This window comes from uncultured Erythrobacter sp., assembly GCF_947502395.1.
Lineage (GTDB): Bacteria > Pseudomonadota > Alphaproteobacteria > Sphingomonadales > Sphingomonadaceae > Erythrobacter.
On record NZ_CANMZM010000001.1, the window covers coordinates 106254 to 132605 of the forward strand.

At 57.4% G+C, this 26352-nt stretch carries 26 protein-coding genes and 1 tRNA gene; 20 read left to right on the forward strand and 7 right to left on the reverse strand.

Annotation, left to right across the window (positions count from 1 at the left end; all coding sequences use genetic code 11):
• Positions 1–13: 13 nt before the first annotated feature.
• The 6 genes from Q0778_RS00520 (at position 14) to Q0778_RS00545 (ending at position 7562) form a co-directional block, all read left to right on the forward strand.
• A complete protein-coding gene (locus Q0778_RS00520) occupies positions 14–811 on the forward strand; it encodes an enoyl-CoA hydratase-related protein (protein WP_298333260.1) in 798 nt (265 codons plus the stop codon).
• A gap of 65 nt (positions 812–876) precedes the next feature.
• A complete protein-coding gene (scpA, locus tag Q0778_RS00525; RefSeq protein ID WP_298333262.1) occupies positions 877–3123 on the forward strand; it encodes a methylmalonyl-CoA mutase in 2247 nt (748 codons plus the stop codon).
• 119 nt (positions 3124–3242) lie between these two features.
• A complete protein-coding gene (bioB, locus tag Q0778_RS00530; protein ID WP_298333265.1) occupies positions 3243–4253 on the forward strand; it encodes a biotin synthase BioB in 1011 nt (336 codons plus the stop codon).
• Position 4254: 1 nt separating this feature from the next.
• Positions 4255–5046 (forward strand): DUF3445 domain-containing protein, encoded by a 792-nt coding sequence (locus tag Q0778_RS00535; protein WP_298333267.1) that lies wholly within the window; start codon positions 4255–4257, stop codon positions 5044–5046.
• 15 nt (positions 5047–5061) lie between these two features.
• A complete protein-coding gene (locus Q0778_RS00540) occupies positions 5062–7098 on the forward strand; it encodes an acetyl/propionyl/methylcrotonyl-CoA carboxylase subunit alpha (protein WP_298302882.1) in 2037 nt (678 codons plus the stop codon).
• A 200-nt stretch (positions 7099–7298) separates the two neighbouring features.
• Positions 7299–7562, forward strand: coding sequence for a hypothetical protein (locus Q0778_RS00545; protein WP_298302888.1), 264 nt, complete (start codon positions 7299–7301; stop codon positions 7560–7562).
• Here the strand turns inward: Q0778_RS00545 and Q0778_RS00550 are convergent.
• Genes Q0778_RS00550 through Q0778_RS00565 form a run of 4 tightly spaced genes read right to left on the reverse strand, consistent with a single transcriptional unit; the run spans position 7559 to position 10567 of the window.
• Positions 7559–8104 carry an AAA family ATPase gene (locus Q0778_RS00550; protein ID WP_298333269.1) on the reverse strand — a complete coding sequence of 182 codons (546 nt, stop codon included), beginning with the start codon at positions 8102–8104 and terminating at the stop codon, positions 7559–7561. The genes Q0778_RS00545 and Q0778_RS00550 overlap by 4 nt on opposite strands.
• 8 nt (positions 8105–8112) lie before the next feature.
• Positions 8113–8883: a cyclase family protein gene (locus Q0778_RS00555; protein WP_298302895.1), complete on the reverse strand. Its 771-nt coding sequence runs from the start codon at positions 8881–8883 to the stop codon at positions 8113–8115.
• Positions 8880–10010 carry a 3-dehydroquinate synthase gene (gene aroB / locus Q0778_RS00560; protein ID WP_298333271.1) on the reverse strand — a complete coding sequence of 377 codons (1131 nt, stop codon included), beginning with the start codon at positions 10008–10010 and terminating at the stop codon, positions 8880–8882. Before aroB ends, Q0778_RS00555 begins: the two co-directional genes overlap by 4 nt.
• Positions 10001–10567: a shikimate kinase gene (locus tag Q0778_RS00565; protein ID WP_298302902.1), complete on the reverse strand. Its 567-nt coding sequence runs from the start codon at positions 10565–10567 to the stop codon at positions 10001–10003. The genes aroB and Q0778_RS00565 overlap by 10 nt, the downstream gene beginning before the upstream one ends.
• A 298-nt stretch (positions 10568–10865) precedes the next feature.
• Between Q0778_RS00565 and Q0778_RS00570 the strand changes: the two genes are divergently transcribed.
• From Q0778_RS00570 to Q0778_RS00585, 4 genes are all read left to right on the forward strand, one after another.
• On the forward strand, positions 10866–12752 hold the full coding sequence (locus Q0778_RS00570) for a hypothetical protein (protein ID WP_298333273.1): 1887 nt from the start codon (positions 10866–10868) through the stop codon (positions 12750–12752).
• A gap of 8 nt (positions 12753–12760) precedes the next feature.
• Positions 12761–13648: a tyrosine recombinase gene (locus tag Q0778_RS00575; protein WP_298333275.1), complete on the forward strand. Its 888-nt coding sequence runs from the start codon at positions 12761–12763 to the stop codon at positions 13646–13648.
• Between the two features lie 10 nt (positions 13649–13658).
• Positions 13659–14603, forward strand: coding sequence for an acetyl-CoA carboxylase carboxyltransferase subunit alpha (locus Q0778_RS00580; protein WP_298302911.1), 945 nt, complete (start codon positions 13659–13661; stop codon positions 14601–14603).
• Positions 14604–14695: 92 nt separating this feature from the next.
• A complete protein-coding gene (locus Q0778_RS00585; RefSeq protein WP_298333277.1) occupies positions 14696–16171 on the forward strand; it encodes a M48 family metalloprotease in 1476 nt (491 codons plus the stop codon).
• A 109-nt stretch (positions 16172–16280) separates the two neighbouring features.
• Here the strand turns inward: Q0778_RS00585 and Q0778_RS00590 are convergent, their stop codons facing one another.
• A complete protein-coding gene (locus Q0778_RS00590; RefSeq protein ID WP_298302917.1) occupies positions 16281–16457 on the reverse strand; it encodes a Flp family type IVb pilin in 177 nt (58 codons plus the stop codon).
• Positions 16458–16578: 121 nt separating this feature from the next.
• On the reverse strand, positions 16579–16767 hold the full coding sequence (locus Q0778_RS00595; protein ID WP_298302919.1) for a Flp family type IVb pilin: 189 nt from the start codon (positions 16765–16767) through the stop codon (positions 16579–16581).
• A gap of 97 nt (positions 16768–16864) precedes the next feature.
• On the opposite strand from Q0778_RS00595, the gene Q0778_RS00600 reads away from it, so the two are divergent.
• The 4 genes from Q0778_RS00600 to Q0778_RS00615 all read left to right on the forward strand — a co-directional run bounded on the left by Q0778_RS00600 (position 16865) and on the right by Q0778_RS00615 (position 18832).
• Entirely contained in the window at positions 16865–17290 is a 426-nt protein-coding gene (locus tag Q0778_RS00600) for a (deoxy)nucleoside triphosphate pyrophosphohydrolase (RefSeq protein WP_298333278.1), read from the forward strand.
• 68 nt (positions 17291–17358) lie between these two features.
• Positions 17359–17435 (forward strand) — tRNA-Arg (locus tag Q0778_RS00605).
• 305 nt (positions 17436–17740) lie between these two features.
• Positions 17741–18364, forward strand: a complete 624-nt coding sequence (gene folE / locus Q0778_RS00610) for a GTP cyclohydrolase I FolE (protein WP_298333280.1) — start codon at positions 17741–17743, stop codon at positions 18362–18364.
• A gap of 33 nt (positions 18365–18397) precedes the next feature.
• Positions 18398–18832, forward strand: a complete 435-nt coding sequence (locus tag Q0778_RS00615; protein WP_298302929.1) for a PaaI family thioesterase — start codon at positions 18398–18400, stop codon at positions 18830–18832.
• Positions 18833–18877: 45 nt separating this feature from the next.
• Here the strand turns inward: Q0778_RS00615 and Q0778_RS00620 are convergent, their stop codons facing one another.
• Positions 18878–19357, reverse strand: a complete 480-nt coding sequence (locus Q0778_RS00620; protein WP_298333282.1) for a peroxiredoxin — start codon at positions 19355–19357, stop codon at positions 18878–18880.
• A 214-nt stretch (positions 19358–19571) separates the two neighbouring features.
• Between Q0778_RS00620 and Q0778_RS00625 the strand changes: the two genes are divergently transcribed.
• The 6 genes from Q0778_RS00625 to Q0778_RS00650 all read left to right on the forward strand — a co-directional run bounded on the left by Q0778_RS00625 (position 19572) and on the right by Q0778_RS00650 (position 26348).
• Positions 19572–20141 carry an S-adenosyl-L-homocysteine hydrolase gene (locus tag Q0778_RS00625; protein ID WP_298302937.1) on the forward strand — a complete coding sequence of 190 codons (570 nt, stop codon included), beginning with the start codon at positions 19572–19574 and terminating at the stop codon, positions 20139–20141.
• Positions 20142–20303: 162 nt separating this feature from the next.
• Positions 20304–21722 carry an adenosylhomocysteinase gene (gene ahcY / locus Q0778_RS00630; RefSeq protein ID WP_298333284.1) on the forward strand — a complete coding sequence of 473 codons (1419 nt, stop codon included), beginning with the start codon at positions 20304–20306 and terminating at the stop codon, positions 21720–21722.
• Positions 21723–21854: 132 nt separating this feature from the next.
• Positions 21855–24200: a PAS domain-containing sensor histidine kinase gene (locus tag Q0778_RS00635; protein WP_298333286.1), complete on the forward strand. Its 2346-nt coding sequence runs from the start codon at positions 21855–21857 to the stop codon at positions 24198–24200.
• Between the two features lie 8 nt (positions 24201–24208).
• On the forward strand, positions 24209–24652 hold the full coding sequence (gene tsaE, locus Q0778_RS00640; RefSeq protein WP_298303392.1) for a tRNA (adenosine(37)-N6)-threonylcarbamoyltransferase complex ATPase subunit type 1 TsaE: 444 nt from the start codon (positions 24209–24211) through the stop codon (positions 24650–24652).
• Positions 24649–25635 carry a phosphotransferase gene (locus tag Q0778_RS00645; RefSeq protein ID WP_298333287.1) on the forward strand — a complete coding sequence of 329 codons (987 nt, stop codon included), beginning with the start codon at positions 24649–24651 and terminating at the stop codon, positions 25633–25635. Before tsaE ends, Q0778_RS00645 begins: the two co-directional genes overlap by 4 nt.
• The gene (locus tag Q0778_RS00650; RefSeq protein ID WP_298302949.1) at positions 25632–26348 is read left to right on the forward strand and encodes a nucleotidyltransferase family protein; all 717 of its coding nucleotides are present in this window, start codon (positions 25632–25634) and stop codon (positions 26346–26348) included. Before Q0778_RS00645 ends, Q0778_RS00650 begins: the two co-directional genes overlap by 4 nt.
• The last annotated feature ends 4 nt before the right edge of the window (positions 26349–26352 follow it).

The following is a 26352-nucleotide window of genomic DNA, read 5'->3' on the forward strand; positions in this document are numbered from 1 at the left end:
TGGAGAGAGCCAAGTGACCTACCAAACCATCAAAGTGGAACGCGACGGACCGCTGATGATCCTGACGCTGAACAAGCCGGATCGCTTGAACGCTATGGCTCCGCAAATGGCCGATGAGATCGGTCAGGCGTTCTATGACCTTGGCCCAGAAGATGATCGGGCCCGAGCAGTGCTGATCACGGGTGAGGGCAAAGGGTTTTGCTCAGGCGCTGACTTGTCGGCACGCGGCGATGGCAGCGCGCTTGGCTCCAAAGGCGGCAGCCACGAAGCGCTCACTATGCACTACAACCCCGCGATCAGTCAGCTGATCCGCGCTGAGGTCCCGGTGATTTGCGCAGTGAATGGCCCGGCGGCAGGTGTGGGCTGCTCACTCGCTCTTGCAGCGGATTTCACCATTGTCGGCAAAAGCGCCTATTTCCTCCAAGCCTTCGTAAACATCGGCCTTGTGCCTGATGGCGGTTCCACTTGGCTCCTCACCCGCGCAATTGGCCGTGTGCGCGCAACGCGCATGATGATGCTGGGCGAGAAAATCGGCGGCGAACAGGCTGCGGAATGGGGCTTGGCATACAAATGTGTCGAGGACGCCGATCTGATGACCGAAGCGCGCGCGCTGGCAGAAAAACTCGCCAATGGCCCCACGGTGGCGATCAAGACAATGAAGCGCAACATCGCGCTCGCTGCAGATGGCAGCTTGGAGCAAGTCTTCCTCGCCGAAGCAGAGGGCCAACGCCTTGCCGGGGCAAGCCAAGATGCGATGGAAGGCGGCATGGCTTTCCTCGAGAAGCGCAAAGCCGAATTCAAAGGCCAGTAAATACCATTCGAAAAAGGGGGAGCGGTGCCTTTGCGCCGCTCCCTTTTTGATTCTAGAGGGTGCGTATGACTGAAAAACTGACTCCTACCGATTGGGCGGCTCTTGCGGATAAAGAGGTCAAAGGCCGCGAGCTTGGATGGCAAACGCCGGAAGGCTTCGAGATTAAGCCCCTCTACACCGCCGAAGACCATGAGGGTTGGGACCCCGGCCTTCCCGGATTTGCGCCGTTTACGCGCGGGGTGAAGGCATCGATGTACGCAGGCCGCCCATGGACGATCCGGCAATATGCGGGGTTCTCGACGGCCGAGGAATCGAATGCGTTCTATCGTCGCAATCTGGCTGCGGGTCAGAAGGGTCTTTCGGTGGCCTTCGACCTAGCCACCCACCGTGGGTATGACAGTGATCACCCGCGCGTTGTTGGCGATGTCGGCAAGGCGGGCGTGGCAATCGATACGGTCGCCGATATGGAGATCCTGTTTGATCAAATCCCTTTGGACACCATGTCCGTCTCGATGACCATGAACGGCGCGGTGATCCCGGTTCTTGCGTTCTATATCGTGGCGGCTGAGCGTTCGGGTGTGTCTCAGGAAAAACTTGCCGGAACCATTCAGAACGACATCTTAAAAGAGTTCATGGTCCGCAACACCTATATCTATCCGCCAGAGCCCTCGATGCGGATTATCTCAGATATCATTGGCTACACCTCGGCCAATATGCCGAAATTCAACAGCATTTCGATCTCTGGCTATCACATGCACGAAGCAGGCGCGACGGCAGTGCAGGAGCTTGCCTTCACCATTGCCGATGGCAAGGAATATGCGACCCGTGCAATGGCAACCGGTCTCGATATTGATGCGTTTGCAGGACGGCTGTCGTTCTTCTTCGGCATCGGCATGAACTTCTTCATGGAGATCGCCAAACTGCGCGCCGCGCGCACGCTTTGGTACGAAGTGATGGACGGGCTGGGTGCCAAGTCTGAGCGCTCCAAGATGCTGCGTACCCACTGTCAGACTTCGGGCGTGAGCTTGCAGGAGCAGGATCCCTACAACAACGTCATCCGCACCACGATCGAGGCGATGGCGGCGGTGCTGGGCGGCACGCAATCGCTCCACACCAATGCACTGGACGAAGCCATTGCGCTTCCCACCGACTTCTCCGCCCGCATTGCCCGCAACACGCAATTGGTGCTGCAAGAGGAAAGCGGCATCACTAATGTCGTCGATCCGCTGGGCGGCTCGCATTATGTTGAGGCGCTCACTTCGAAACTGGTCGAAGACGCGCGGGCGCTTATGGCAAAGGTTGATGAGGCAGGCGGCATGACTGCTTACGTTGGCACCGGGGCTCCCAAGGCGGAGATTGAGCGGGCGGCGGCCGAGAAACAGACCATGATCGATCAGGGCAAGACCGTGATCGTCGGCGTGAACAAGTATCAGCCAGAGGATGAAGAGCTGATCGATACGCTCGAAGTCGACAACGCAGCTGTGCGGGCAGGGCAGATCAAGCGACTGGCGGAAGTGCGCGCCAATCGCGATGAGGCAGCGTGTCAGGCTGCACTCAAGGCGCTTTCGGCAGCAGCTACCGCGAACCCGGAAGTGCACCGTGAGGCGGTTGAAACCGGGCGCGATGACAGCGGAGTCCCGCTACCGCCCTCCCAAATAGCTGAGCTCGAAGAACAGGCTGATGTGAACCTACTTGCAAGGGCAGTTGAAGCCGCGCGCCATGATGCGACCTTGGGTGAGATTTCGGCAGCGATGGAAGAAGTCTTTGGTCGTCACGATGCGACGCCAAAGCCGGTTTCTGGCGTCTACAAGAGCGCATACGAGTTCGATCAACGCTGGGCTCAGGTGACCGACGGGGTGGAGGCTGTTGGTCGCCGCTTGGGCCGCAAACCGCGGATGATGGTCGCCAAAATGGGCCAAGACGGCCACGACCGAGGCGCGAATGTGATCGCAAGCGCGTTTGCCGATATGGGATTTGAAGTGGTTTCTGGCCCGCTGTTCCAAACCCCGCCTGAGGCGTGTGCGATGGCGTTGGCAAAAGACGTTGATGTGGTAGGCTGCTCAAGCCTTGCCGCTGGGCACAAGACGTTGATCCCAGAGATCATCCGTTTGCTGCGCGAAGCAGGCCGCCCCGATATCAAAGTCACCGCAGGCGGAGTGATCCCGCCGCAAGACTATGATTTCCTTCGTGAAGCGGGGGTGTCGGGAATTTATGGGCCGGGCTCAAACGTTGTAGAGTGTGCCGCCGATATTCTCACCATGCTAGGCCACAATATGCCGCCGCTGGATAGCCTTGATGAGGCTGCGGAGTAACTCTAAGCCAAATTAGCCGTTCGTGCTGAGCCTGTCGAAGCACCGCTCTTCCTTCGAGCAACGGACCCAATGAAAAACGGCCCTTCGACAGGCTCAGGGCGTACGGAGTTTTGAAAGAAGTGACCCCCATCCGCAACGATTGGACCCGCGAAGAGATCGCGGACCTCTTCAACCTCCCGTTCACCGAGCTGCTTTTCCAAGCGGCCAGCGTGCACCGGGAAAACCACCCGCCCGAGCAGATCCAGCTTTGCACGCTGCTCAGCATCAAGACCGGCGGTTGCCCGGAAGATTGCGGCTATTGCTCGCAGTCGGTGAAGGCGGACAGCGGCGTCGAAGCGACCAAGCTGATGGATGTGCAAGCAGTGTTGCAACGCGCAGCCCAAGCCAAAGATCAAGGTTCGCAAAGGTTCTGCATGGGAGCGGCTTGGCGCAATCCCAAAGACCGCGACATGCCCGCGCTTGTCGAGGTCGTGAAAGGCGTGCGCGATATGGGTCTGGAGACCTGCATGACCCTTGGCATGTTGGAGCCGCATCAAGCCGACATGCTGGCCGAAGCAGGGCTCGATTACTACAATCACAACATTGATTCCTCACCCGAATATTACGAGCGCGTAATCTCAACCCGCGATTTCCAAAGCCGTCTTGATACACTGGATCATGTGCGCGGTGCCGGGATCAATGTGTGCTCTGGCGGTATCATCGGCATGGGCGAAACGCGCGAGGACCGAGTGGGCTTTGTTCATACGCTCGCGACTTTAGAGGAGCACCCCGAGAGTGTTCCGGTGAACGCTTTGGTCCCGGTGAAGGGCACGGTTCTGGGAGATATGCTCGCTGATACGCCAATGGCCAAGATTGACGATATTGAGTTTGTGCGCACGGTAGCGGTGGCGCGGATCACTATGCCGATGTCGATGGTGCGCCTGTCCGCTGGCCGCGAGAGCATGTCAGAGGCGACGCAGGCTCTGTGCTTCCTTGCAGGGGCAAACTCGATCTTCACCGGCGACAAATTACTGACCGCGCCGAATGCAGGCGACGACAGCGATGGCGCTTTGTTCGCGAAACTGGGCCTGACAGCTCTACAACAGGAAGAACCCGCGCGGGCATGCAAGCAGGCAGAACCGGCGGAATAGGATGACCCTCGGTTTCTCCGTCAATGCCCTCCTCCCCAACGCGCGTGGGGGAGGGCAATTACGGATGGGGCTCAATCGGTTGAGCGAGGCTGAATGGCTTCAGCCTGATCCCAACCTTGGAGCAAGGGCACAAGGCTTCGCTGACTGGCCTGGGGGTGTGCAGCTTACTCCAGCGGAGGATGCTCCGGGCCAGGAATTGGCGCAAATGCTTGGTATAGAAGGCGGGCTTTGTGAGGCGGCTCTCGCATCTCACGAAGATATGTGCCTGCTCACCAAGGCGGTGGGTGACGACCAATATCGGCTGATCGGAGCTGCGGTGGCTTGGCCTTCGGACTGGCATCCCAAGGAAAAAATTGGCCTCCCCTTGCGAGCGCTTCATGCTCCGATTGCCGGGTATGAGGAACAACTCGCGACCGGGGTGGACCGCTTTATGGAGACGCTCAAACCCGGCGCAATCTACGGTCGCTGCAATTGGTTTATTGCTGCGACCGGTGACCGCCGTTGGCTCGCAGCCGGTGGACCGCAAGAGCAGTTTGCCCATGTGACTGCCGAGAATGCGGGGGACGCGCTGTTTGTTCGCTCAGAGAGGCAAACCCTTCGCCGCCTCCCGCAAACCGGCGCAATTCTCTTCACAATCGGGATTTATGTGGAACCGTTGAAGGCACTGAACGCTACAAATCTTGAGTCTTTGGCTGAGGCGGTTGGCACTCTCGTAAGGGGTGAGAGCGAAAGACGCGGTGTGGGGGCTTACGCGGAGGCGTTAATCGGCTATGCGGACGTTCAAGAGAGATGAATTTCAAAGGCTGATATGTTTTCAAAGATACTGGTGGCCAATCGCGGCGAGATCGCTTGCCGTGTGTTTCAGACCGCTCGCAAGATGGGGATTGCGACGGTTGCGGTGTATTCCGACGCGGATCGTAATGCGCCATTTGTGCGTATGGCGGACGAAGCGGTGCATATCGGTGCCTCGCCTGCGGCGGAAAGCTATTTGATCCCTGAAAAGATCATCGCGGCGTGTAAGGAAACTGGCGCTGAGGCAGTGCACCCTGGATACGGCTTCCTCTCAGAGCGCGCGAGCTTTGTGGAAGCGCTTGAGGCAGAGAACATCGCCTTTATCGGCCCGCCAGCAGGCGCAATCGCCGCAATGGGCGATAAGATTGAATCGAAGAAGCTCGCCAAAGAGGCGGGCGTCAACGTCGTCCCCGGCTTCGTCGGAGAAATCCGCGACACCGATCATGCGGTCGAGATTTCCGATGATATTGGCTACCCTGTAATGATGAAGGCTTCCGCTGGCGGCGGGGGCAAGGGTATGCGGCTGGCGTGGTCTGAGAAAGACGTGCGCGAAGGGTTTGAAGCCACGAAGCGCGAAGGCCTTAATTCCTTTGGCGATGACCGTGTTTTCATTGAGAAATTCATCGAGAACCCGCGCCATATCGAAATCCAGATCCTCGGCGATAAGCATGGCAACACGCTCTATCTGAACGAGCGGGAATGCTCGATCCAGCGTCGCCACCAAAAGGTTGTCGAAGAGGCTCCGTCGCCCTTTGTCACAGAGAAAATGCGCAAAGCCATGGGCGAGCAATGTGTCGCTCTTTCCAAGGCGGTGGATTACCATTCCGCTGGTACGGTCGAGCTGATTGTCTCAGGTGCGGATAAGACCGGGGAGAGCTTCTACTTCCTTGAAATGAATACGCGCCTTCAGGTGGAGCATCCGGTGACCGAAGCGATCACGGGTGTCGATCTGGTAGAGCAGATGATCCGGGTGGCAGCGGGTGAGAAGCTTGAGATGACGCAGGACGACATTGGCATTGACGGTTGGTCGATTGAGAACCGCGTCTATGCCGAAGACCCCTATCGCGGGTTCTTACCGTCAACCGGTCGCCTAATTGAGTATTCGCCCTCGATCGAAGGCTGGAGCGACGATGGTGAAGTCGCTGGAAAGCCGCGCCGCGGTGTGGCGCGTGGTAATGGCAGCGTGCGCGTCGATGACGGCGTCTTTGAAGGCGGCGAGGTATCGATGTTCTACGATCCAATGATCGCAAAGCTCATCACGTGGGCCCCAACACGCGAAGAGGCTGCTGACCTTCAGATCGAAGCGCTTGATAGTTTCCGCATTAAAGGGCTTGGTCACAACGTCGATTTCCTAAGCGCAATCATGCAGCATGAGCGGTTCCGTTCGGGAGAACTCACGACGGGCTTTATTGCTGAGGAGTATCCCGAAGGATTCACAGGAGCCCCTGCGAGCGATGAGCACTTGCGTCAATTGGCCGCGCTCTTCGCGGGGGCCGAGTTCGACACTCAAGTGCGGGCGGGCAAGATCTCTGGAAAACTCGCTGGTGTCGGCAATCCGCCATCGCATTGGATGGTCAAGATCGGCAGCCAAAGCTTTGACGTGATGCTCGAAGAAGGCGGCGCTACCGTCGATGGTGTTCGGTTGAACGGCACCTGGGATTGGAGCGTGGGTCAGACCTTTGCAAACGTCACTGGCGATAATGAAATGGTGATCCAAGTGGAACGCGATGGCGTACGCTGGCGCATCACCACACGCGGCGCTTCACATCAGGCTTTGGTGCTGCCTGCTCGTCTTACTGCCCACGAAGGGCATATGATCGAGAAACAGCCGCCTGACCTTTCCAAAATGCTCATCTGCCCAATGCCTGGCATGTTGGTAAAGCTGCATGTGAGCGAAGGCGAAACGGTTCAGCCCGGACAGCCGCTGGCAACGGTTGAAGCGATGAAAATGGAAAACATTCTTCGTGCTGAAAAAGAAGCGGTTATTGCAAAGGTTAACGCCGCAGAAGGCGAGAGTCTTGCAGTGGATGCAGTCATCTTGGAGCTCGAATAGCTTTCGGCGTTAACGACAACCAAGCTTCGTGCCAAAGACATAAGCTAAGGCTTGCTGGAAACTTTTCGCTAGCAGTTGTTCCTTAATAGGTCATTTGATGTAATTTTACACAGTTGTTCTGGCACTCTTCATGCGATTGTTGAATCATCCAATCTCCGACTCGGGATTATACCGTGCGGAAAAACTGAAGGGATTATGTCGTGGCACGAAAGGGCACTGGATATTTCGACCGACGAGGCCAGTTCTTCAAAACTGGCCGCGAGGCGACGGTGAGCGATATTGCTGGATTGCTCGGACAAATCGGCGATGGCGAGAGTTTGGCTCCCGGGATCGCTCAAACGCTCTTGGAAAAGCGTGCTGAGATCGAGCGGCTTTTTGCGGAGCATGACGCGATGATGGAAGCCGAAGAGTCGAGCGAGGACACTTCCAGCAAAGTTACGAAACTGCCGCGTCCAGCGAGCTAGGATATGCTCTCCAGGACACGGCGCGCCAACGCGTCGGGCGTTTCTGAGTGTGTGTCCACTTCCAAATCGTATTCGATGCCCGCGTGAATGCGCGGTGATTGCTCGCGCGCGAGACCAATCAGCCGATCGCCTCGTTCGCGCTCTCTGCGCTCGAGTTCGGAGAGCGGGGCGTCGACTTTGACGACAAGGCATGAAGTGCCAAGCCGACGCCGGTAATCGGCGATGGCAAGTCCATCAGCGACTTCGTCAACGATGACATTGAACCCGGCCTCTGCCATGCGTTCAACCAACTGGCGCATCTGGGTCAGAAGGTTTTCGCCGCTCGGACCATTGCCGATCTGCGGAAGCTTTTCTCCAACGCGCTCGACCTCAGTCATGGGGAACCACTCGCGTTCAAACTCTTTGCCGTCGGGCAGCATCGCCATGAATGTGTCCATCGCAACGTGCAGCCAGATGTCCTGCCCGTATTTCTGGATGGCCTTGGCAAGCGTGGTTTTGCCAGAGCTGCTCACGCCGTTGAGGATGATCACTTGACCGTTCATCGCTCGTTTTACTCTTCAATCATTGCGACAGCTCGGATCCATCCGGCGCTGGCGCGTTCGATCTTCACCGGGAAGCAGCTGAAGGTAAAGCCATGCGCAGGCAGACTTTCAAGATTGGTGAGCTTTTCGATCTGGTAATAAGGCCGAATGCGACCCGCCTTGTGGCCCTCCCAGATGATTTGCGGATCTCGATTTTCCGCCCAGCGTTTTGCCGTATGGCTGAAAGGTGCATCCCAGCTCCAGGCATCGGTGCCAACGACCTCGACGCCACGTTGGGTTAGCCAGAGCGTCGCTTCAGCACCAAGGCCGACACCTTGGTCGGTGAAGTTATCAGTGCCGTAGACGGCGCCTGATTGAATGAGAACGATATCAAGCGGTTGGAGATCGTAGTCGATCTTGGCGAAAGCCTCTTCCAGCTCAGCCGCGCCCACCACATGACCGTTGGGCAAATGGGAGAAGTCGAGCTTTACACCGGGCCTCAAAAACCGGTCGAGAGGGGCTTCGTCGATGCTTGGGGCAGGAGCTGCGCCAGCGTCTGTGGTCGAGTGATAATGCCAAGGCGCGTCCATATGGGTGCCGTTGTGGGTGGAAAGCTCGAGCATCTCGACCGCCCAGCCTTCACCATCGGGCAGATCGTCCTTTTCGAGCCCGGGGAAGAACATGGCGATTTGCTGCCACGTGTCCTCATGGGTCATGTAAGTGACTTTGGGACGCATGACCTCGGGGTCAGAGATGACATCATTTGTGATGGGGATCGACAGATCGATAAAGCGGGTCATGCCAGCTCCTCATCCAAGAACTTGGCCACATCATTAAGCTCGACATCGCGGGCGAGATACGCCTCGCCAAGGCCTTTCAAAAGGAGGAAGGGGAGAGTGCCTGAACCCTCCATTTTCTTGTCGTGGCGCATATGATCGACCAGGGTCTGACCATCGCAAGCGAGGGCGAGATCGGAGATTTCGGCGGGCAAGCCCGATGCGCCGATTGCAATGGCGGCACGGTTCGCATCTTGGCCCAACATTTCTCCTCGCCTAGCCGAATACCGCGCTGCCAGCACCATGCCGAGCGCCACCGCTTCACCGTGCAATAGTCGATCCGAAAAGCCTGTCTCCGCCTCCAAGGCATGACCGAAAGTGTGACCCAGATTCAGGAGTGCGCGAACACCTGAAGTCTCGCGCTCGTCCTCGGCAACGATTCGCGCTTTGGCGCGAATGCTGGTGGCGATGGCGTATTCGAGCTGCTCTGCTTCTCTGGCTAGAACATCCGCGCCGTTGTCTTCGAGCCAGGCGAAAAACTCGGCATCGCCCAAAAGCCCATATTTGATGACTTCGGCATAGCCCGCACGCATTTCACGGTCGGGCAGGGAGCCCAGCGATGTTGTGTCGGCCAGTACCAGCGATGGCTGATGGAATGCTCCGATCATATTCTTGCCAGCGCTTGTGTTGATCGCGGTCTTGCCGCCCACTGAACTGTCGACCTGCGAAAGCAAAGTGGTCGGCAATTGCACAAAGCCGCATCCGCGTTTGAGAATGGCTGAGGCAAAACCCACAAGATCACCGACAACTCCGCCACCGAGCGCAAAAATGTGGTCCGAGCGCGTGATGCCAAGATTGAGCAGCCAATCGGTAAGCTGCTCAAGGCTCTCCCAACTCTTCGAGGCCTCTCCGGGGGTAACATCATACCAGGTCGCTTCAAACCCGGCAGACGAAAGAGATGCTTCAATCCGGGCACCATGATGCCTCTTGGCATTGGTATCAGCCACGATGGGGACCGGTCGATTGTTGTAGGTTTTGAGGAAAGGCGCCGCGAGAGACGCGATTTCGTCTAACAACCCTTCGCCCACCACTACGTCGTAAGATCGGCCACCCAATTCAACGGGGATGGTTTCGACAGAATTCACAGCCATTGGTCAATTGCCTCAATAATCGCGCAAGCCGTTTCAGCATGCGGGGCGTCTTTGCTAGTCACTTTGATCTGTGCCTGACTGTAGAAAGGCTCACGTTCATTAAACAGACGAGTCAGAATTTCTCTGTGATTGCCGTCCTTTAACAGAGGGCGTGTGTTGCGCCGGGACGTGCGTTCAACCAGCGTGTCAATGTCGGAGTGGATCCACACTGCAATGGCCTTTTCCAGGATAAGCTTGCGTGTTTCGGGATCGACAAAGGCACCACCACCGGTGGCAATCACGCCCGCGCTTTCCTCCATCAACCGGCCAATCACGCGGCGTTCACCGTCGCGAAAATAGGCCTCGCCATGCTCTTCGAATATCTCTGAGATTGAACGTTGTGCTGCTTCCTCGATTGCCTCATCAGCATCAACAAAGTCGCGGCCCAGCATCTCAGCTAGCCTGCGGCCGACGGTGGATTTGCCCACGCCCATCAGACCAACCAAGACGATAGGCTGGGTAATGCGTTCAGCCAATCGGGCGGCCAGGCCCGTGTCCATCCCTTTGTGCTCGCTCATCCCAGACCCAGAATCTTCGTGTTTCAACTTCCCTATTCCTTCTGGGCCTAGACTTGGGGTAGAGCGCGCGCAATATGTCTGACAAAGCAATCAAGGTTCCTGTGTACACCGATCCGCGATCACAAATGTCTAGCTCCTCCCTCTCTGCGCCTGTGGGTTCGGCAATACGGCGGTATGCGTTTTATGCTATGGGAGCGCTCCTTGTGGTGCTCACGCTAGCCTATGTTGATGGTGGTGAAGAACCGCTGCACCCGATAGTTCAAACAGTTTCGCTTCCTTCTCAGACGGAGTCACAGCCATGAAGCGCTTGTCCGCAGGCGTAGCAGCTCTCGCTGTCGCAGGCGCAATCGCTGGCGTGTCGCTGGCCGGTTTTGCCAGCGCGCAAGATGCTCCGGAATCACTGCTGCCGCCTGGCTTTGACGATCCGACACCGGCGCCCGCTACGGCTCCTCAGCCCACGGCTGATCCGGCCGTTGCGCCTATAGCCCCGGTGGCGCCTGGCGTTGCGCCAGCTGCACCAGTGCTGCCGGGCAGCGTCCCACAATCTGGTCCACTGCCAGACGTGCCTCAGCTTTCTGCAGAGGAGCTTTCAGGACTGCCGAGCATCGAAGAATTGGAAGAGCTCTCAACTGACGAACTCGACGATTTGCTCGGGCTAAAGCCGCAATATGATATTCCGCCAGCTGCGCGCCGTTCCTTGGCGCAGGTGGGTGTGCTGGCGCCGTCCGAAGGCGGTTTGCCGACCAATTCGCTTGCCAGACAGCCGCAAAACCTTGTCCGCGCCATCCTTACTGGCACCAAAGGGCCGCTGGTTTCGCGCTGGGGGCACATCATGGTCCGCCGCGCTCTTGTTAGTCGCTATGCAGCACCAGAGGGAATGAACCCGGTCGAGTTTGCTGCCTTAAGAGCAGGCGTGCTCAATTCGATCGGCGAGTTTGCTCTCGCTCGCGCGATTGTGCAGGATATCGACACGGGCAATTGGAATGCAGCGATCACACAGGAAGCGCTGATCGCCTACATCGGCGCGAGTGATATTGTGGGGGCATGTCCAGCGGTCAGGTTCCAAGAATCGAAACCTGACGATCCGCAATGGGTGATGCTCTCTGCGATCTGCAATGCCTATGCTGGGGAGGGAGCGCTTGCCTCGCGCCAGCTTAATTCGGCCCAGAACGAGGAGATCGCGCCTGAGATCGACCTCTTGCTGGCACAGCGTTTTGCCGGGGCAGCGGGCCGAGGGCGCGGTGGAACCACCGTCGAGTGGGACGGGGTTGATGCAATCACGCCTTGGCGCTTCTCACTGGCAAATGCCGTGGGCGAAGCGATCCCGGACACTATTCTGTCCACCGCCTTGGATGGCCGCTCAGGATCCTACTATCGTTTGGCAGGGGCCACATCGGCCTCAGTACCATTGGCGCAACGTATCGACTATGCCGAATACGCCGCATCGCGGGGGGTCTTCTCGTCTAGTGCATTGATTGGGCTCTACAGCGAGCTTTACAATAATGAGGGGCTGCGCGGAGAGGCGGCACAGCGCGCCACTCGACTGAGAGACGCCTATGTTGTGCCTGATCCAGCAGCTCGGATCAGCGCGATGCGCGACCTCTGGGGCGAAGAGGGTAGCAGTTTTGGGGGACAGGTCCTCACCGCCTATGCTGCGGCGCGTATTCCGCCTTCGACTCAAGCATTGTCAGACGCGCCGACGCTGATCGGCTCGATGCTGACCGCTGGCCTCGACCGCGATGCCCTAGCGTGGAACCCCGTGGTTGAAGAAGGTTCACTGGCTTGGGGCCTCTTGGCTCTCGCAGATCCCGATGGCGACACCGTTAGTATCACCGGCATGGACGGATTTCTGAGCAATGATGACAGCGACGAGGCACGAAAATCTGGCTTCCTGATTGCAGGTTTGGGCGGGCTTGGCCGTCTGCCAAGTGGTGATATGACGGGCTATGGCGCGCAGGTGGGCGTGGATTTCTCCCGCCAGACTCGATGGACTCGAATGATCACTCGTGCCGCAGAGGTGGAGAATACTGCCTTGGTCGCACTGCTTGCTGGGCTTGGCATGCAGGGCGAAAGCTGGAGCCAGATGACCCCGCTGCATCTTTATCACCTAGTCTCAGCGCTCAATGAAGTTGGGCTTGAGGCCGAAGCCCGGATGATCGCCGCAGAGGCGGTCGCGCGCGGGTGAGATAGCCCATGTCCGATGCGACAAGGGACTTTCTCGATATGCTCGCAGCCGAGCGAGGGGCTTCGACCAATACTCTTGCGGCATACACTCGTGACCTTGATGGCGCCGAAGAGCTTCTGGGAGATCTTGCGAAAGCGCCGCGTGCCTCTGTTGCCAAGCTGGCGGGGGCATGGAGCGATCTGGCCCCTTCAACGATTGCTCGCAAGACTTCTGCGCTGCGCCAATTCTTCGGATTTGCGCTTGAGGAAGGCTGGCGCGAAGATGATCCTTCGGGCGCTTTACCAGCGCCACGCGCCCGTCGTCCGCTTCCCAAGGTCTTAAGCCACGAGGCGGTCGATGCTCTGTTCGCCCGTGCTGAATTGGAGGCAGGCAGCGGCAGGCCAGCTGCCGTCAGGCAATTGGCGCTGCTCGAATTGCTTTATGGATCAGGCCTCCGTGCGACTGAGCTGGTGAGCCTGCCGTTGAGCGCAGTTCCCCGCGACGCGCCGCTTCTGACAGTGATGGGTAAAGGGGGGCAGGCGCGCATGGTGCCGGTTAGCGAACGGGCCAAAGAGGCGATTACAGTCTGGTTGGAGATAAGGCCTGGCGATTCAAAATCGCGTTTTCTCTTCCCTTCAAGAGGCGGCAAGCATCTGTCACGTATCCGGCTTTTTCAGCTTCTGAAAGAACTTGCGGCAAGGGCTGATCTCGATCCTACTGGCATTTCTCCGCATGTCTTGCGACATGCTTTTGCCACCCATCTTCTGGAGGGCGGGGCAGACTTGCGAGTTCTTCAGACGCTTCTTGGTCATGCCGATATCGCGACTACGCAGATATACACTCATGTCGATGCCGCCCGGTTGGTAGAGTTGGTAAACTCGCGCCACCCTCTTGCCCGGCGCGACGCTAAGGACTAGCGCGGGAGCCATGATTTCTTACCTCGAATTTGAAAAGCCGGTTGCAAGCCTCGAGCTGCGGATCAAGGAGATGCGCGCGCTGGAGAGTGATGAAGGTGTCGATGTGGCATCTGAGATTGAGCGGCTTGAGGTCAAAAGCGGCGAGCTTCTCGCCTCGACCTATGCCTCGTTGACGCCGTGGCAGAAAACGCAAGTGGCACGCCATCCGCAGCGCCCGCATTTTCGCGACTACATTGAACATGCTTTCACCGATTTCATACCGCTGGGCGGGGACCGTAACTTCGCCGATGATGAGGCGATCTTGGGCGGGTTCGCCAAGCTGGGGGACCGGCGCGTGATGGTCGTCGGCCATGAAAAAGGCCACGACACCCAGTCCCGCATCAAGCACAATTTCGGCATGGGAAAACCAGAGGGCTATCGCAAGGCAATCCGCCTTATGGAACTCGCGGGCCGTTTTGGTCTGCCAGTTGTCACACTTGTTGACACATCTGGCGCGTTTCCAGGCATTGAAGCCGAAGAACGTGGTCAGGCAGAAGCGATCGCTCGCTCAACCGAAGCGTGCCTTGGGCTTCCCACACCGATGGTGTCGGTCATCGTGGGCGAAGGCGGCTCAGGCGGAGCGGTCGCCTTGGCCAGCGCTGAGCGCGTGCTCATGCTGGAGCATGCTGTCTATTCGGTAATCTCGCCCGAGGGTTGCGCATCGATTCTTTGGCGCACGTCAGACAAGGCGGCCGATGCTGCGCAGGCGATGAAGATCACTGCTCAGCATTTAAAGCGGCTCGGTGTGATCGACAGAATTGTAAAAGAACCTATCGGCGGCGCGCATCGTGATCCGCAAGGCATGGCGATCACGCTTGGCAAGGCTATTGGTGAAGAGCTTGATAAGCTTGGTAAAATGGATAGTGCGGCGATCCTGGAATTGCGTGAAAAGCGATTCCTTGAACTTGGCGGCTGAACACTTCAATTCATCTGAGCAGGGCTTGCTCGTGACGCTGCTTTCCCTCTATCGTTCATTCCAAGGGGTTGTTCGAAGGCGGGAGAGACACGATGGCCAACACTTGGCGCAAAATCGGATTGGCAGGCACGGCGACGCTTGCGCTTGCTCTGACAGGATGCATGGGAGGCGGCGAAATCCCATCGGCCTCCACCCCGATCACCACAAGTGAGGCGCAGCAGGGCGCTGAATTCCACCCGCAATTGCTCAATCAATTCGGCGGCGCGATGAGCGGCAGCCAAGCGCAATATGTCGAGCAGATCGGTAAGAATATCGCGGTGCAGTCGGGCCTCGGAAATGCACGCGAGAGCTTTACCGTGAGCCTACTCAATTCGCCCGTGAACAACGCTTTTGCCGTACCTGGCGGTTATATCTACACCACACGGCAGCTGGTCACTCTCATGAATAATGAGGCAGAGCTTGCTGCTGTTCTGGGGCATGAAGTTGGCCATGTCGCCGCGCGGCACTCTCAAAGGCGCCAGCAACGGGCACAGCGCAACCAGATCGGCGGAATGCTCGGCGCGGTGCTTTCTGGGGTGCTGCTTGGTGACAGCTCGATTGGCAACACCGTATCGCGCGGGTTCTTGCAAGGTTCGCAGCTTCTCACCCTCAGGTTTTCGCGCTCTCAAGAGACACAGGCTGATGATTTGGGTATCCAGTATCTGACGAGTGCTGGCTATGATCCCGACGCGATGGGCACCGTGCTGGCGAGTCTCGCAGCTCAAAACTCGCTCGATGCTCGGCTTCAAGGGCGTAATGCAAGCGTACCCGCCTGGGCATCGACGCACCCGGAGCCTGCGAGTCGAGTTCAACGCGCTCTCACTGCGTCGAAAGATCTACCGGGAACTGTCACGAATCGCGACACCTTCCTCGCGCGGATCGATGGATTGATATACGGGGATGACCCTTCTCAAGGAGTGATTGAAGGAAGCCGATTCATTCATCCTGAGCTGCGTCTAAGCTTTACCGCGCCGCAGGGGTATTACATGGTCAACTCCACGCGTGCAGTCAGCATCAATGGCCAGGGCGGGCAGGGGCAGCTTACTCTCGCGAGCTATTCGGGCGATTTGGCGAGCTATGTAAGACAACAATTCGCAAGCCTCGGCGGAGAGGATAACAGGCTTGAGCCGCAGACGCTTGACCGCACCACAGTCAATGGCTTGTCGGCGGTCTATGGTCAGGTGCGAGTTAACAATGGCAATTCGCAGGTTGATGTGACCGTCTTTGCCTATGAGTTTGCGCGCGATCGCGCCTATCACTTCGCAACGATAACACCCGCCGGCCGTGCGAATCCGTTCGGATCGATGTTCCAATCAATGCGGAGAATCAGCGCCAACGAGGCTGCTCAGGTGATTCCGCGCCGTTTGGACGTCGTCACGGTTCAGAGAGGTGACACGATTTCGGGACTAGCCCGGAGGATGGCATATGAGAATGCACAGGAAGAACGCTTCCGCGTGCTCAATGGACTTGGTCGGAGCGATACTCTGCGTGCTGGTCAGCGTGTAAAGCTAGTGGTTCGCGCGCGCTGACAGAGGCTATTGCCCCGGGCACCTTGCGGCTAATTCTCGATCACACAAAAGAAAAGCGGCGGGGAAAACCCCGCCGCTCTCTTTTTCGAAAGTCTAAGACTTTGGAAGCTTAGCCGTCGATGCCAGCTTGCATTTCAGTCTGAACTTCAGTGAAGGTGTTGGTGAGCGTACCGCCCAGAGCACCCATAGCAGTGATAGCAGCAACAGCGATCAGAGCAGCGATAAGGCCGTACTCAATTGCAGTTGCACCAGCTTCGTCACGAGCGAGTTTGTTGATGAAAGTCATTTTTAGTCTCCTGGTTTTGGTCTTCGGTACCCGTTGCCTTCATGGTCAGTGCCATTCAGACGATTCGTGGAATACAAGGCGAGCAATTGAAAAATTCCTAACTCGGAACCTTTCGAACTGGTTAACTGCCCTCCATTGCTTCCACTGAGCGTTCCTGAACGAGATCCCATGATTCATCGGTGACAGTTGCAACGCTTTGCAACGCACCGATCATGGCAATTACGATCAGGCTCACGATCAGCCCGTATTCGACGGCTGTGGCGCCAGAATTGTCGTTTCCAATGTGCTTGAGGAATTTCGTCAATTTCATGATGTCACCCGTTAATACGCTTCTGACATTGCTGAAGATCGACCTAACCCATTAAGAAATGCCTAATGCAGCGGTCAAAGGTGGAAAAAAATCCGACATGAGTGATGGACCGATCTGGGTTGTGGCCGGCGCTTTGGCGGGTTCAGATGGCAAATGGCTTATGCATCAGCGGCCTCTAGAAAAGGCGCATGGCGGCCTCTGGGAGTTTCCGGGTGGTAAGGTTGAAGCACCTGAACTTCCAGCGGAATCTTTGGTGCGTGAGCTTCATGAGGAGCTCGGCATTGTCGTTGATCCAGCACATTGCACGCCCGTTGGTTTCGCCGAAGAAAAACGCAGTCCGGGTGCGCGTCCGATTGTCATATTGCTTTACACAATCGCCAATTGGATGGGTTCACCAGAGGCATTGGAGGGCGAAGAAGTGGGCTGGTTCAGCATGCAAGAGATCGCTGAACTTCGAAAACCACCGCTTGATGAGCACCTAGCGTCACGATTGTTTGGCCAAATGTCCGAAAAAAAGGACTAGAGCGGAAAATTGCGGCTGCAGGGGATTGCCAAGCGCGCCATGCCCCCTTATGTGCCGCCTCCTACCGCGCGCCAGTAGCTCAGCTGGATAGAGTACCTGACTACGAATCAGGCGGCCGGAGGTTCGAATCCTTCCTGGCGCGCCAAAAAAGCCCACCCTTTCAAACAAGGGTGGGCTTTTTTGGTTTGGGTCGATCCCGTTAGCGCTGAATTGCATGGCTTGCCCCGAATTGCGTGCAATCTCAGAATTCTCTCCTATATTGCTCGCCAGGGGCAGACTATCAGGTCTGCGATCAAACCATCGCCTCAATAGGTGCAAATTTTGCACGGAACTATTTGAGCATGAAGCGATTTTTACCCTTGGGATCACGGAAGGAAAGTTAACGGGCCATCACCGGGCCTTTTTGCTTGCCAGGAATATGTCGCGATGCGGCAACAGAGAGGTAATGCTATGAATAGAATGCACAGCCACAGTCACGGCGAATTTGACCCGGAGAATCCGTTGAACAAACCTGATGTACCAGAAGATGTGCAGGACGCGATCCGCACACTCCTGCGCTGGGCCGGTGATGATCCGGACCGCGAAGGCCTGCTCGACACACCCAAGCGGGTCGGTCGTGCATGGCTTGAATATTGCCGCGGCAATCAGGAAGATCCTTCGATCCATTTGGCCCGCATCTTTGAAGAGGTGGGCGGTTATGACGAGATCGTTCTTCTTAAGGACATTCCGTTCCAATCGCACTGCGAACATCACATGGCTCCGATCACGGGCAAGGCGCATATTGCCTATCTTCCTCACAAAAAGATCGTCGGCATCTCTAAGCTTGCCCGCGTGCTTCACGGATATGCCAACCGCCTGCAGGTTCAAGAGCGCCTGACCGCTGAGGTTGCAGAGTGCATTTGGAACAATCTTGATCCACGCGGTGTGGCGGTTGTGATTGAGGCAGAGCATGGCTGCATGACCGGTCGCGGTGTGAAGGTGCATGAGGTGGAAATGCTTACCAGCCGTATGATGGGATGCTTTCTAGAAGACCCGGCGAGCCGGAAGGAAGTCCTCAGCCTGATGGGCTTTTGAGCTTGCGGTAATTTGTCGCTAGGGGGGCGGGCCATGACTGCTTCATCGCTTACCCCTGTCCTTTCGACTGCAGAATTGGCTGAGTTTTTCGCTCGGGCCTTCCCAAGCCTCGATCCTTCGACTCATGAGATTGAGACTATTGAGCCCGGCTTTGTCCGACTGCGACAGTCCGTTGAAGAGAACATGTTGCGTCCCGGGGGCATAGTGTCGGGTCCAACGCAAATGGGGGTGGTTGACCGCGCAGCCTATGCGGTGATCCTCGCCCATATCGGGATCGTCCCGATGGCGGTCACCAGCAATCTCAATATGAGCTTTCTTCGCGCTGTCGAAGCACGCGACTTCTATGCCGATGCGCAATTGATCAAGCTTGGCCGTCGATTGGCCACGGTTGATGTGCGACTTTGGCAGGACGACACCGCGAAAATCGCGGCGCAGTCAACTGTGACTTACGCGTTGCCGGCAGAATAGCGCGCGACGGGGAGTAACGCCTGCCCGCCACGCGCCCAAATTATATCACATTTGGCCGAGCATATGCTCTGCGCTGGAGACTTTGAAGTCGCCTGGTGCTTCGACATTAAGCTGGGTCACCGTGCCGTCTTCGATCACCATCGAGAAACGTTGGCCGCGCTTACCCAAGCCAAAGCCTGAACCGTCCATGGTTAGGCCAACGGCTTCTACAAACTCGCCATTGCCGTCTGCGAGCATGGTGATATCGCCTGAGCCAGCGGCATCGTTCCATGCGCCCATCACGAAGGCATCGTTGACCGCAGTGCCGACAATCTCGTCAACGCCTTTGGCTTTGAGGTCTTCGGCCTTCTCAACAAAGCCAGGGAGGTGCTTGGCCGAGCAAGTCGGGGTGAATGCGCCGGGTACAGAGAATAATGCCACTTTCTTGCCAGCAAAATACTCGGAAGCTTTGACAGGCTGCGGGCCTTTAGCGGTGGCTTTCACCATGTTCACGTCTGGCACTTTATCGCCAACCGAAATCGTCATCGTAATCTCCTCAGGGACATGTGGACTCGTACCTAGCTGCGCCTGATGCAGCGGTTTCTCGACCGATATAGGGTCTTAAGGCTTGGTCACAATGTCCGATTTTATCAGAGGGATGCTTGGTTTAAATCCCTTAACTCAAGATGTTGAAGTTCGCGTAAACTCGCTGAGCGAAGCTTAAGGGCGTGGTGGAACACTTTGGCTTTTGGGGACACGCATGAAAATCGACAATGAAACCGCGCTGGATCGGGGACTCTGGAACGCGATAAAATCAACGAGCACCGTTATTGCAGTGGCTCTTGGGACGGCTTTTGCCGCTGTTCCTGCACAAGCGGACAGCGGATTTGAGAACGCACATTCTCTTCGTAGTCTGGACATCATGCTGATGGTGACTGCGTTGCGTTGCCGCAAGGGACCGCACGATTTCCAGGGCGACTACCACCGCTTTTCGGCCAAGCATTTGAACGATTTGAATGCGGCCAGTCGGACTCTGAAGCGCACTTTTGCAGCAAGCTATGGTGAGAAAAACCCGGCGCGGGCGCTCGATCGGATGGGGGTCAAGATTGCCAATTCCTATGGTGATGGACACCCATGGCTTACCTGCGCGGAGCTGCAACAGGTGACACGCGATCTTTCGCAGAGCCCCGATGCGGCAGACCTTGCAGTAAATGCGCGTTACCTGCTCAGCGCGTCACGGCCCCAAACAGAGCCGACACCACAGGTGGCACAAAACGACGACCTGCAAATCAGCTACAATATGACGGCGGAATGGGAACAACGCCCGTAATCGGTGGGAATAGTGAGAGCATGCGACAGAGGCATATCAAGATATAAAGAAAACTTTATATAGTGATTGCCCCAACGGTAATGGGCGGCTATGAGCGCGCCCAGAAACCGGGCCAATGCAATTTTCAAACAGGGCCCTCCAACCAACAACAGGAGATGGCCCATGGCCACAGCAGCTCTCACTCATGAATATGTGATCAAGGACATTGCACTTGCCGAATTTGGCCGTGATGAGATCGCAATTGCCGAAACCGAAATGCCGGGCCTTATGGCTCTGCGCGAGGAGTATGGCGCAGCTCAGCCGCTGAAAGGCGCGCGTATCACTGGATCGCTCCACATGACGATCCAGACCGCAGTTCTCATTGAGACACTCGTGGCTCTTGGTGCCGAAGTACGTTGGGCAACCTGCAACATCTTCTCGACCCAAGACCACGCGGCGGCTGCTATCGCTGACCAAGGCATCCCTGTGTTCGCGATCAAGGGTGAGACGCTCGCCGATTATTGGGACTACGTTGGCCGTATCTTCGATTGGTCGACTGACACCGATCCCGATCTCACTGCCAATATCATCCTTGATGATGGCGGCGATGCCACCATGTTTGCTCTTTGGGGAGCACGAATCGAAGCGGGCGAAGAACTGCCTGCTCCGGCCAATGCTGAAGAGATTGAATTCCAGCGTGCGCTGAAAGCATACGTCAAAGCAAAGCCTGGTTACCTCACCAAGAGCGTTCAGAACATCAAGGGCGTTTCTGAAGAGACAACCACCGGTGTTATGCGCCTTTATCAGATCGCCAAGCAGGGCAAGCTTCCGTTCCCAGCGATCAACGTCAACGACAGCGTCACTAAGTCGAAGTTCGACAACCTCTATGGTTGTAAGGAAAGCCTCGTTGACGCAATCCGCCGCGCAACCGACGTGATGCTTGCTGGTAAAGTCGCTTGTGTTGCTGGCTATGGTGATGTGGGCAAGGGTTCTGCCGCATCGCTTCGCGACGGCGGCGCTCGCGTAATGGTCACCGAAATCGATCCGATCTGCGCTCTTCAGGCGGCAATGGACGGCTACGAAGTTGTGTCCATGGAAGAAGCCACCAAGCGCGCTGACATCTTCGTAACGGCTACCGGCAATGAAGACGTGATCACCGGCGAGCACATGAAGAACATGAAAAACATGGCGATTGTGTGCAACATCGGTCACTTCGATAGCGAGATTCAAATCTCTGCGCTCGACAATTACGATTGGAAAGAAATCAAAGAGGGCACCGACATGGTGACCATGCCTGACGGCAACAGCCTTCTGATCCTTGCCAAAGGTCGTCTGGTGAACCTGGGCTGTGCAACCGGCCACCCAAGCTTTGTGATGAGTGCAAGCTTCACCAACCAGACGCTGGCTCAGATCGAGCTGTTCACCAAGTCGGACGAGTATGAGAACGACGTTTACGTGCTGCCCAAGCATTTGGATGAGAAAGTGGCGGCGCTTCACCTCGAAAAGCTCGGCGTGCAACTGTCTCAGCTGAGCCAGACACAAGCTGATTACATCGGTGTGCCGAAAGAAGGTCCATTCAAGCCGGATCACTACCGCTATTAGAGCGATTCAACAGGGCATTATGCCCGAAATTCAGAGCCCTCGGACGCTCACATGCGCTAGCTTGTGTGTTTCCGGGGGCTTTTGCATGCCTTGCCCGTTGCAACCCGCGTCGCACCCGCATAGCTGAGACCTATGGAAGTCTCGTTGACAGCATTGATAGTGATTGCACTCTTGCTTGCTGCGTGGACAGTGGCTGCAGCGGTGCTGATGCTGCGTGCTTCCGCCAAGACTCAGCGTACCAAGGCTCTGCAAACCTCGCTCAAGCGGATGCAGCATCTGGTCGACGTTGCCCCAGCGGTTCCCTTGTTGGTGCGCACGGATGGCCGGATCGAAGCGCCCGAGCGCTTGGCGCGCTGGTTGGGGCTTGAGAAGATTCCTGCCTATCTTTCTGAGCTCGAAGGCGCTTCGGGCGAGGGGCTGTCGAAACCGCAGGTTGAGGAGTTGTGGCACAAGGTGCGCGCCACCCAGAAGAGCGCGTCGCCCTTTTCCGTGACCATTACACCGTCTGGTTCTCAGCGAAGCCTTTCCTTGGAAGGATCGCTTGCCGATCCGCAGGTCTCACCTGGAGGCGCTGCTATTGTCTGGGTATTCGATTTCACCACCAGCGAAAGCGAGCTGGCCCGTCTTCGCACCGAAGCGAGCATCGCAAAGTCCGACTTTGCCGCCTTGAGTGGGCTTATCGCCTCGGCACCCATTCCGATGTGGATCCGCGATCCTGAGATGAAGTTGAGGCTGGCTAATAAGGCCTACGTCGAAGCAGTGGGTGCGGACAGCCTTGAGGCCGTGATCGAGGGCCAGATCGAATTGCTCGAAGCGCGTGATGGCCAATCGCCGGCACAGATTGCGCGTGGCGTCTTTGAGGGTAAAGAGCAGATTGACCGAGTGGACGGTGTCACCATCGACGGTGAGCGACGCTCTATGCGGGTCACGGATCTACCCTTGGGCGAGGACGGCGTTGCAGGATATGCCATCGATGTTGAAGAGCGACAGCAGCTGGCGCGCAACTTCCGCGCTTTCCGCGATGCGCAGCGTGCAATGCTTGATCAGCTCTCCGTCGGCGTCGCTCAGTTTGGCGCTGACGAGGCTCTGAGTTTCGCCAACCGACCTTTCCGGCGGCTGTTCGGACTTTCAAACGACGTGCTCGAAGGCAAGCTTGCATTTGATCGCCTTCTCGCCGACGCGCGTGAACGGGGGCAGACACCGGAAGTGCGCGACTTCCCCGAGTGGCGCGAAGAGCATCGTGCATGGTTCGATGCGGCTGAAACTCTAGAGGAATATTGGCCGTTGCCAGGGGGCATGCATTTGCGGATCGTCGCACAGCCTATGCCTGATGGTGGGCTGGTCATGATCGCAGAGGACCGCACTGAACAGCTTGCTCTGTCGGCAACGCGCGACACGCTTTTGCGAACACGCACCGCCACACTCGACAGCCTGTTTGAAGCGCTTGCCATATTTGCGCCCGATGGTTCTGTCCAATTGTGGAACCGCAGCTTTGCAGGGACCTGGGGGCTTTCAGGTAATTTCCTTGATACCCACCCCAGTGCTGAAGAGCTTTTGGCGGCTATCGGGACCAATCTTGAGACCCCGTCCGAGAGCGAAGCAATCGGCGCTGTGGTACGAGCAGCGACGCTTGATCGGCGCGAGAAAGAGGGCCAATTGGCGCTCGCTGACGGTCGAACCCTGCGCTTTGCCGGTGTGCCTTTGCCTGATGGAAACGGCCTCCTGACTGTGCTCGACATCACCGACTCACAAAAGGCAGAACAGGCTCTGCGCGAACGGGCGATCGCTTTGGAGGAGGCTGATGCGGTGAAAGCGCGCTTCCTTGCCAATATGTCCTACGAATTCCGTACGCCACTCACCACCATCGGTGGTTTTGCCGAACTTCTCGCCAGTGGAGCCGCAGGCGACATGGGTGAGCAGGCCGGTGAGTATGTCGATGCCATCATTAAATCGGTCGCGCGTCTGACCGAGCAGGTCGAAAACGTGCTCGACCTTTCCCAAACCGAAGCGGGTCTGATGCCGATCACTAAGGAGGATGTCGACCTGTTGCCATTCCTGACATCGCTGGTGCGAGAGCGTGAAACCGCAATAGTCAAAGCGAGGTTGGGCCTGGACCTAAAAGGCAGGCGAGGGCGCGTGGTCGAGGCTGATCCGCGTCAGCTGGGTCGCGCGGTTGGCAACCTTATCGACAATGCGATTGCGGGCACGCCTAACGGTGGCAAGATCACCATTGAGCTTCCGAAACCGGCACGCGATGACGATTGGCGCGGTCGGATCATCATACGCGATGATGGGCGCGGGATGCCGCGTGAGCAGTTGGAGCGGTTGATGGGCGCTTTGCCGGAGAGCGATGAGCCGGGCGAGGGGACGGGTCTTGGCATCAGGCTTGCCCATCAATTGGTCGCGGCCCATGGCGGCACGCTTGAGCTTGATAGCCATGAGGGTGTTGGCACAATCGCGGTGATCACGCTTCCGTGAGCGAGAATTTGAAACGCAAGCTGCCCGATCTGGAGGCCATGGCGGCGTGGGGCGCAACAATTGCAGAGTTTGTGCAACCCGGCGACGTGATCGCGCTCGAAGGCGGCTTGGGAGCTGGCAAGACCACTTTGGCGCGTGCCATCCTTGGTGCCTTGGGGCACGAGGGCGAGGTGCCATCGCCCACTTTCACTATTATCGAAACATACAATGCGCCGCCGCTTCGTGTCCCAGTCGCGCATGCGGATTTCTATCGCTTGGAAGAATCATCAGAAGTGATCGAATTGGGTCTTGATGACTACCGCGAGGGCGCTGTGCTGATCGCTGAATGGCCGGATCACGCCGGCGGCTTTGCGCATGAAGCGGGATGTCTCACGATTGTGTTGGAAACCGCAGAAGAAGGCCGCCTTGCGACTGTAAAACCGGGCGCGGATTGGGTAGGGCGTACTCCATGAGCGATCTTCCGCAGGGACTTCACGCATTTATCGAAAGCGCTGGCTGGGGCGAGGCAGCGATTGAACCGATACCGGGCGATGCTTCTTTTCGGCGGTATTTCCGGTTGAGGCGGGCGGATGGCAGCACCGCGATGCTGATGCATGCTCCGCCGCCTGAGGAAGACCCAAGTGAGTTCTTGCGCGTCGGCGCATGGCTTTGCGAGCAGAGTATGCGTGCGCCCAAAATCCTTGCGACCGACCAGCCTGCAGGATGGGTGCTGATCGAGGATTTCGGCAATGACCGGATGCGCGAGTGGCTCGATGACAATCCGCAGGATGAGTTGACCGCTTATGAAGCGGCGATCGATGCGCTTGTTGCGCTGCATCAGTGTCCAGCTGGCCCGTTTTCACCATACGATATGCAGGCATATCTGCGCGAAGTGGCTTTGTTCACCGAGTGGTATTGCCCGGCGCAATCACTGGATGTCGATGTGGCGGGCTATGAAGTGGCTTGGCAAAAGGCGCTCTCGCCATTGGTCGAGCGACAATCACAGCCCGTTACGGTCCTTCGTGATTATCACGCTGAGAACATTATGCTTCTGGGGAGCAGGCCGAGTGCGCCTCAGGGCCTGATCGACTTCCAGGATGCGCTGGTGGGCCACCCGGCTTACGATCTTGTTTCGCTCCTTCAAGATGCGCGCCGCGATGTGTCGCTCGAACTCGAAGAGGCAATGCTCGCTCGATACATTGATGCAACCGCTGCGGATGAAGAATTCCGCGCAGACTACGCTCGCCTCGGGGCACAGCGAAACGCCAAGATCGTCGGCATCTTTACCCGCCTTTTCAGGCGCGATGGGAAAACCAGATACCTTGCAATGATCCCGCGAGTCTGGGCGGCAATGGAGCGCGATCTGGCGCATTCTGGCTTAAAGCCGGTTGCCGATTGGTTCGCCGCAAACATTCCGGATGACCTGCGCCGATCAGGCGGGGGCACGATTTCGTGAGCAAGATTGCCAGCGACACCGCCATGGTAATGGCGGCTGGGATGGGCAAACGCATGCGCCCGCTAACCGCTGCGATGCCAAAACCAATGGTCAGGGTTGCTGGGAAACCCTTGATCGACCACGCGTTGGATCGTCTCGCCGACGGCGGTGTCCAGCGAGCTGTTGTCAATGTCCATTATCTCGCCGATGCACTCGAAGCACATGTTCTGGAGCGAAAGACTCCGAGCGTCGTCATCTCGGATGAGCGCGATGCTCTGTTGGAAACCGGCGGGGGCCTGATCAAGGCGCAACACTCTCTGCCGGACCCGTTCTTTTGCCTTAACGCAGACAACATCTGGCTCGATGGCCCGCGTAGCGCTTTTCACGATCTTTCCGCGCGCTGGAACCCGGATGAGATGGACGCGCTGCTGCTGCTAGTGAGCCATGCCCGCGCCGAAAATTTTTCTGGAAAAGGCGACTTCCATATGGACCCGCTTGGCCGTCTTAAGCGCCGCTCCTCAGGCCGGATCGCTCCCTTTATCTACACTGGCATTCAATTGGTTTCCAAACGCCTCCTGCGCGATGCTCCGGAAGGTAGATTCTCAACCAATATCCTGTGGAACCGTGCGATGGAGGAAGGGCGGCTGTACGGTCTGTCCTTCACCGGGATGTGGTACGAAGTTGGGACGCCGGACGCGATTGCACCCACCGAAGACGCGCTGAGGCGAGGTTAGCGCG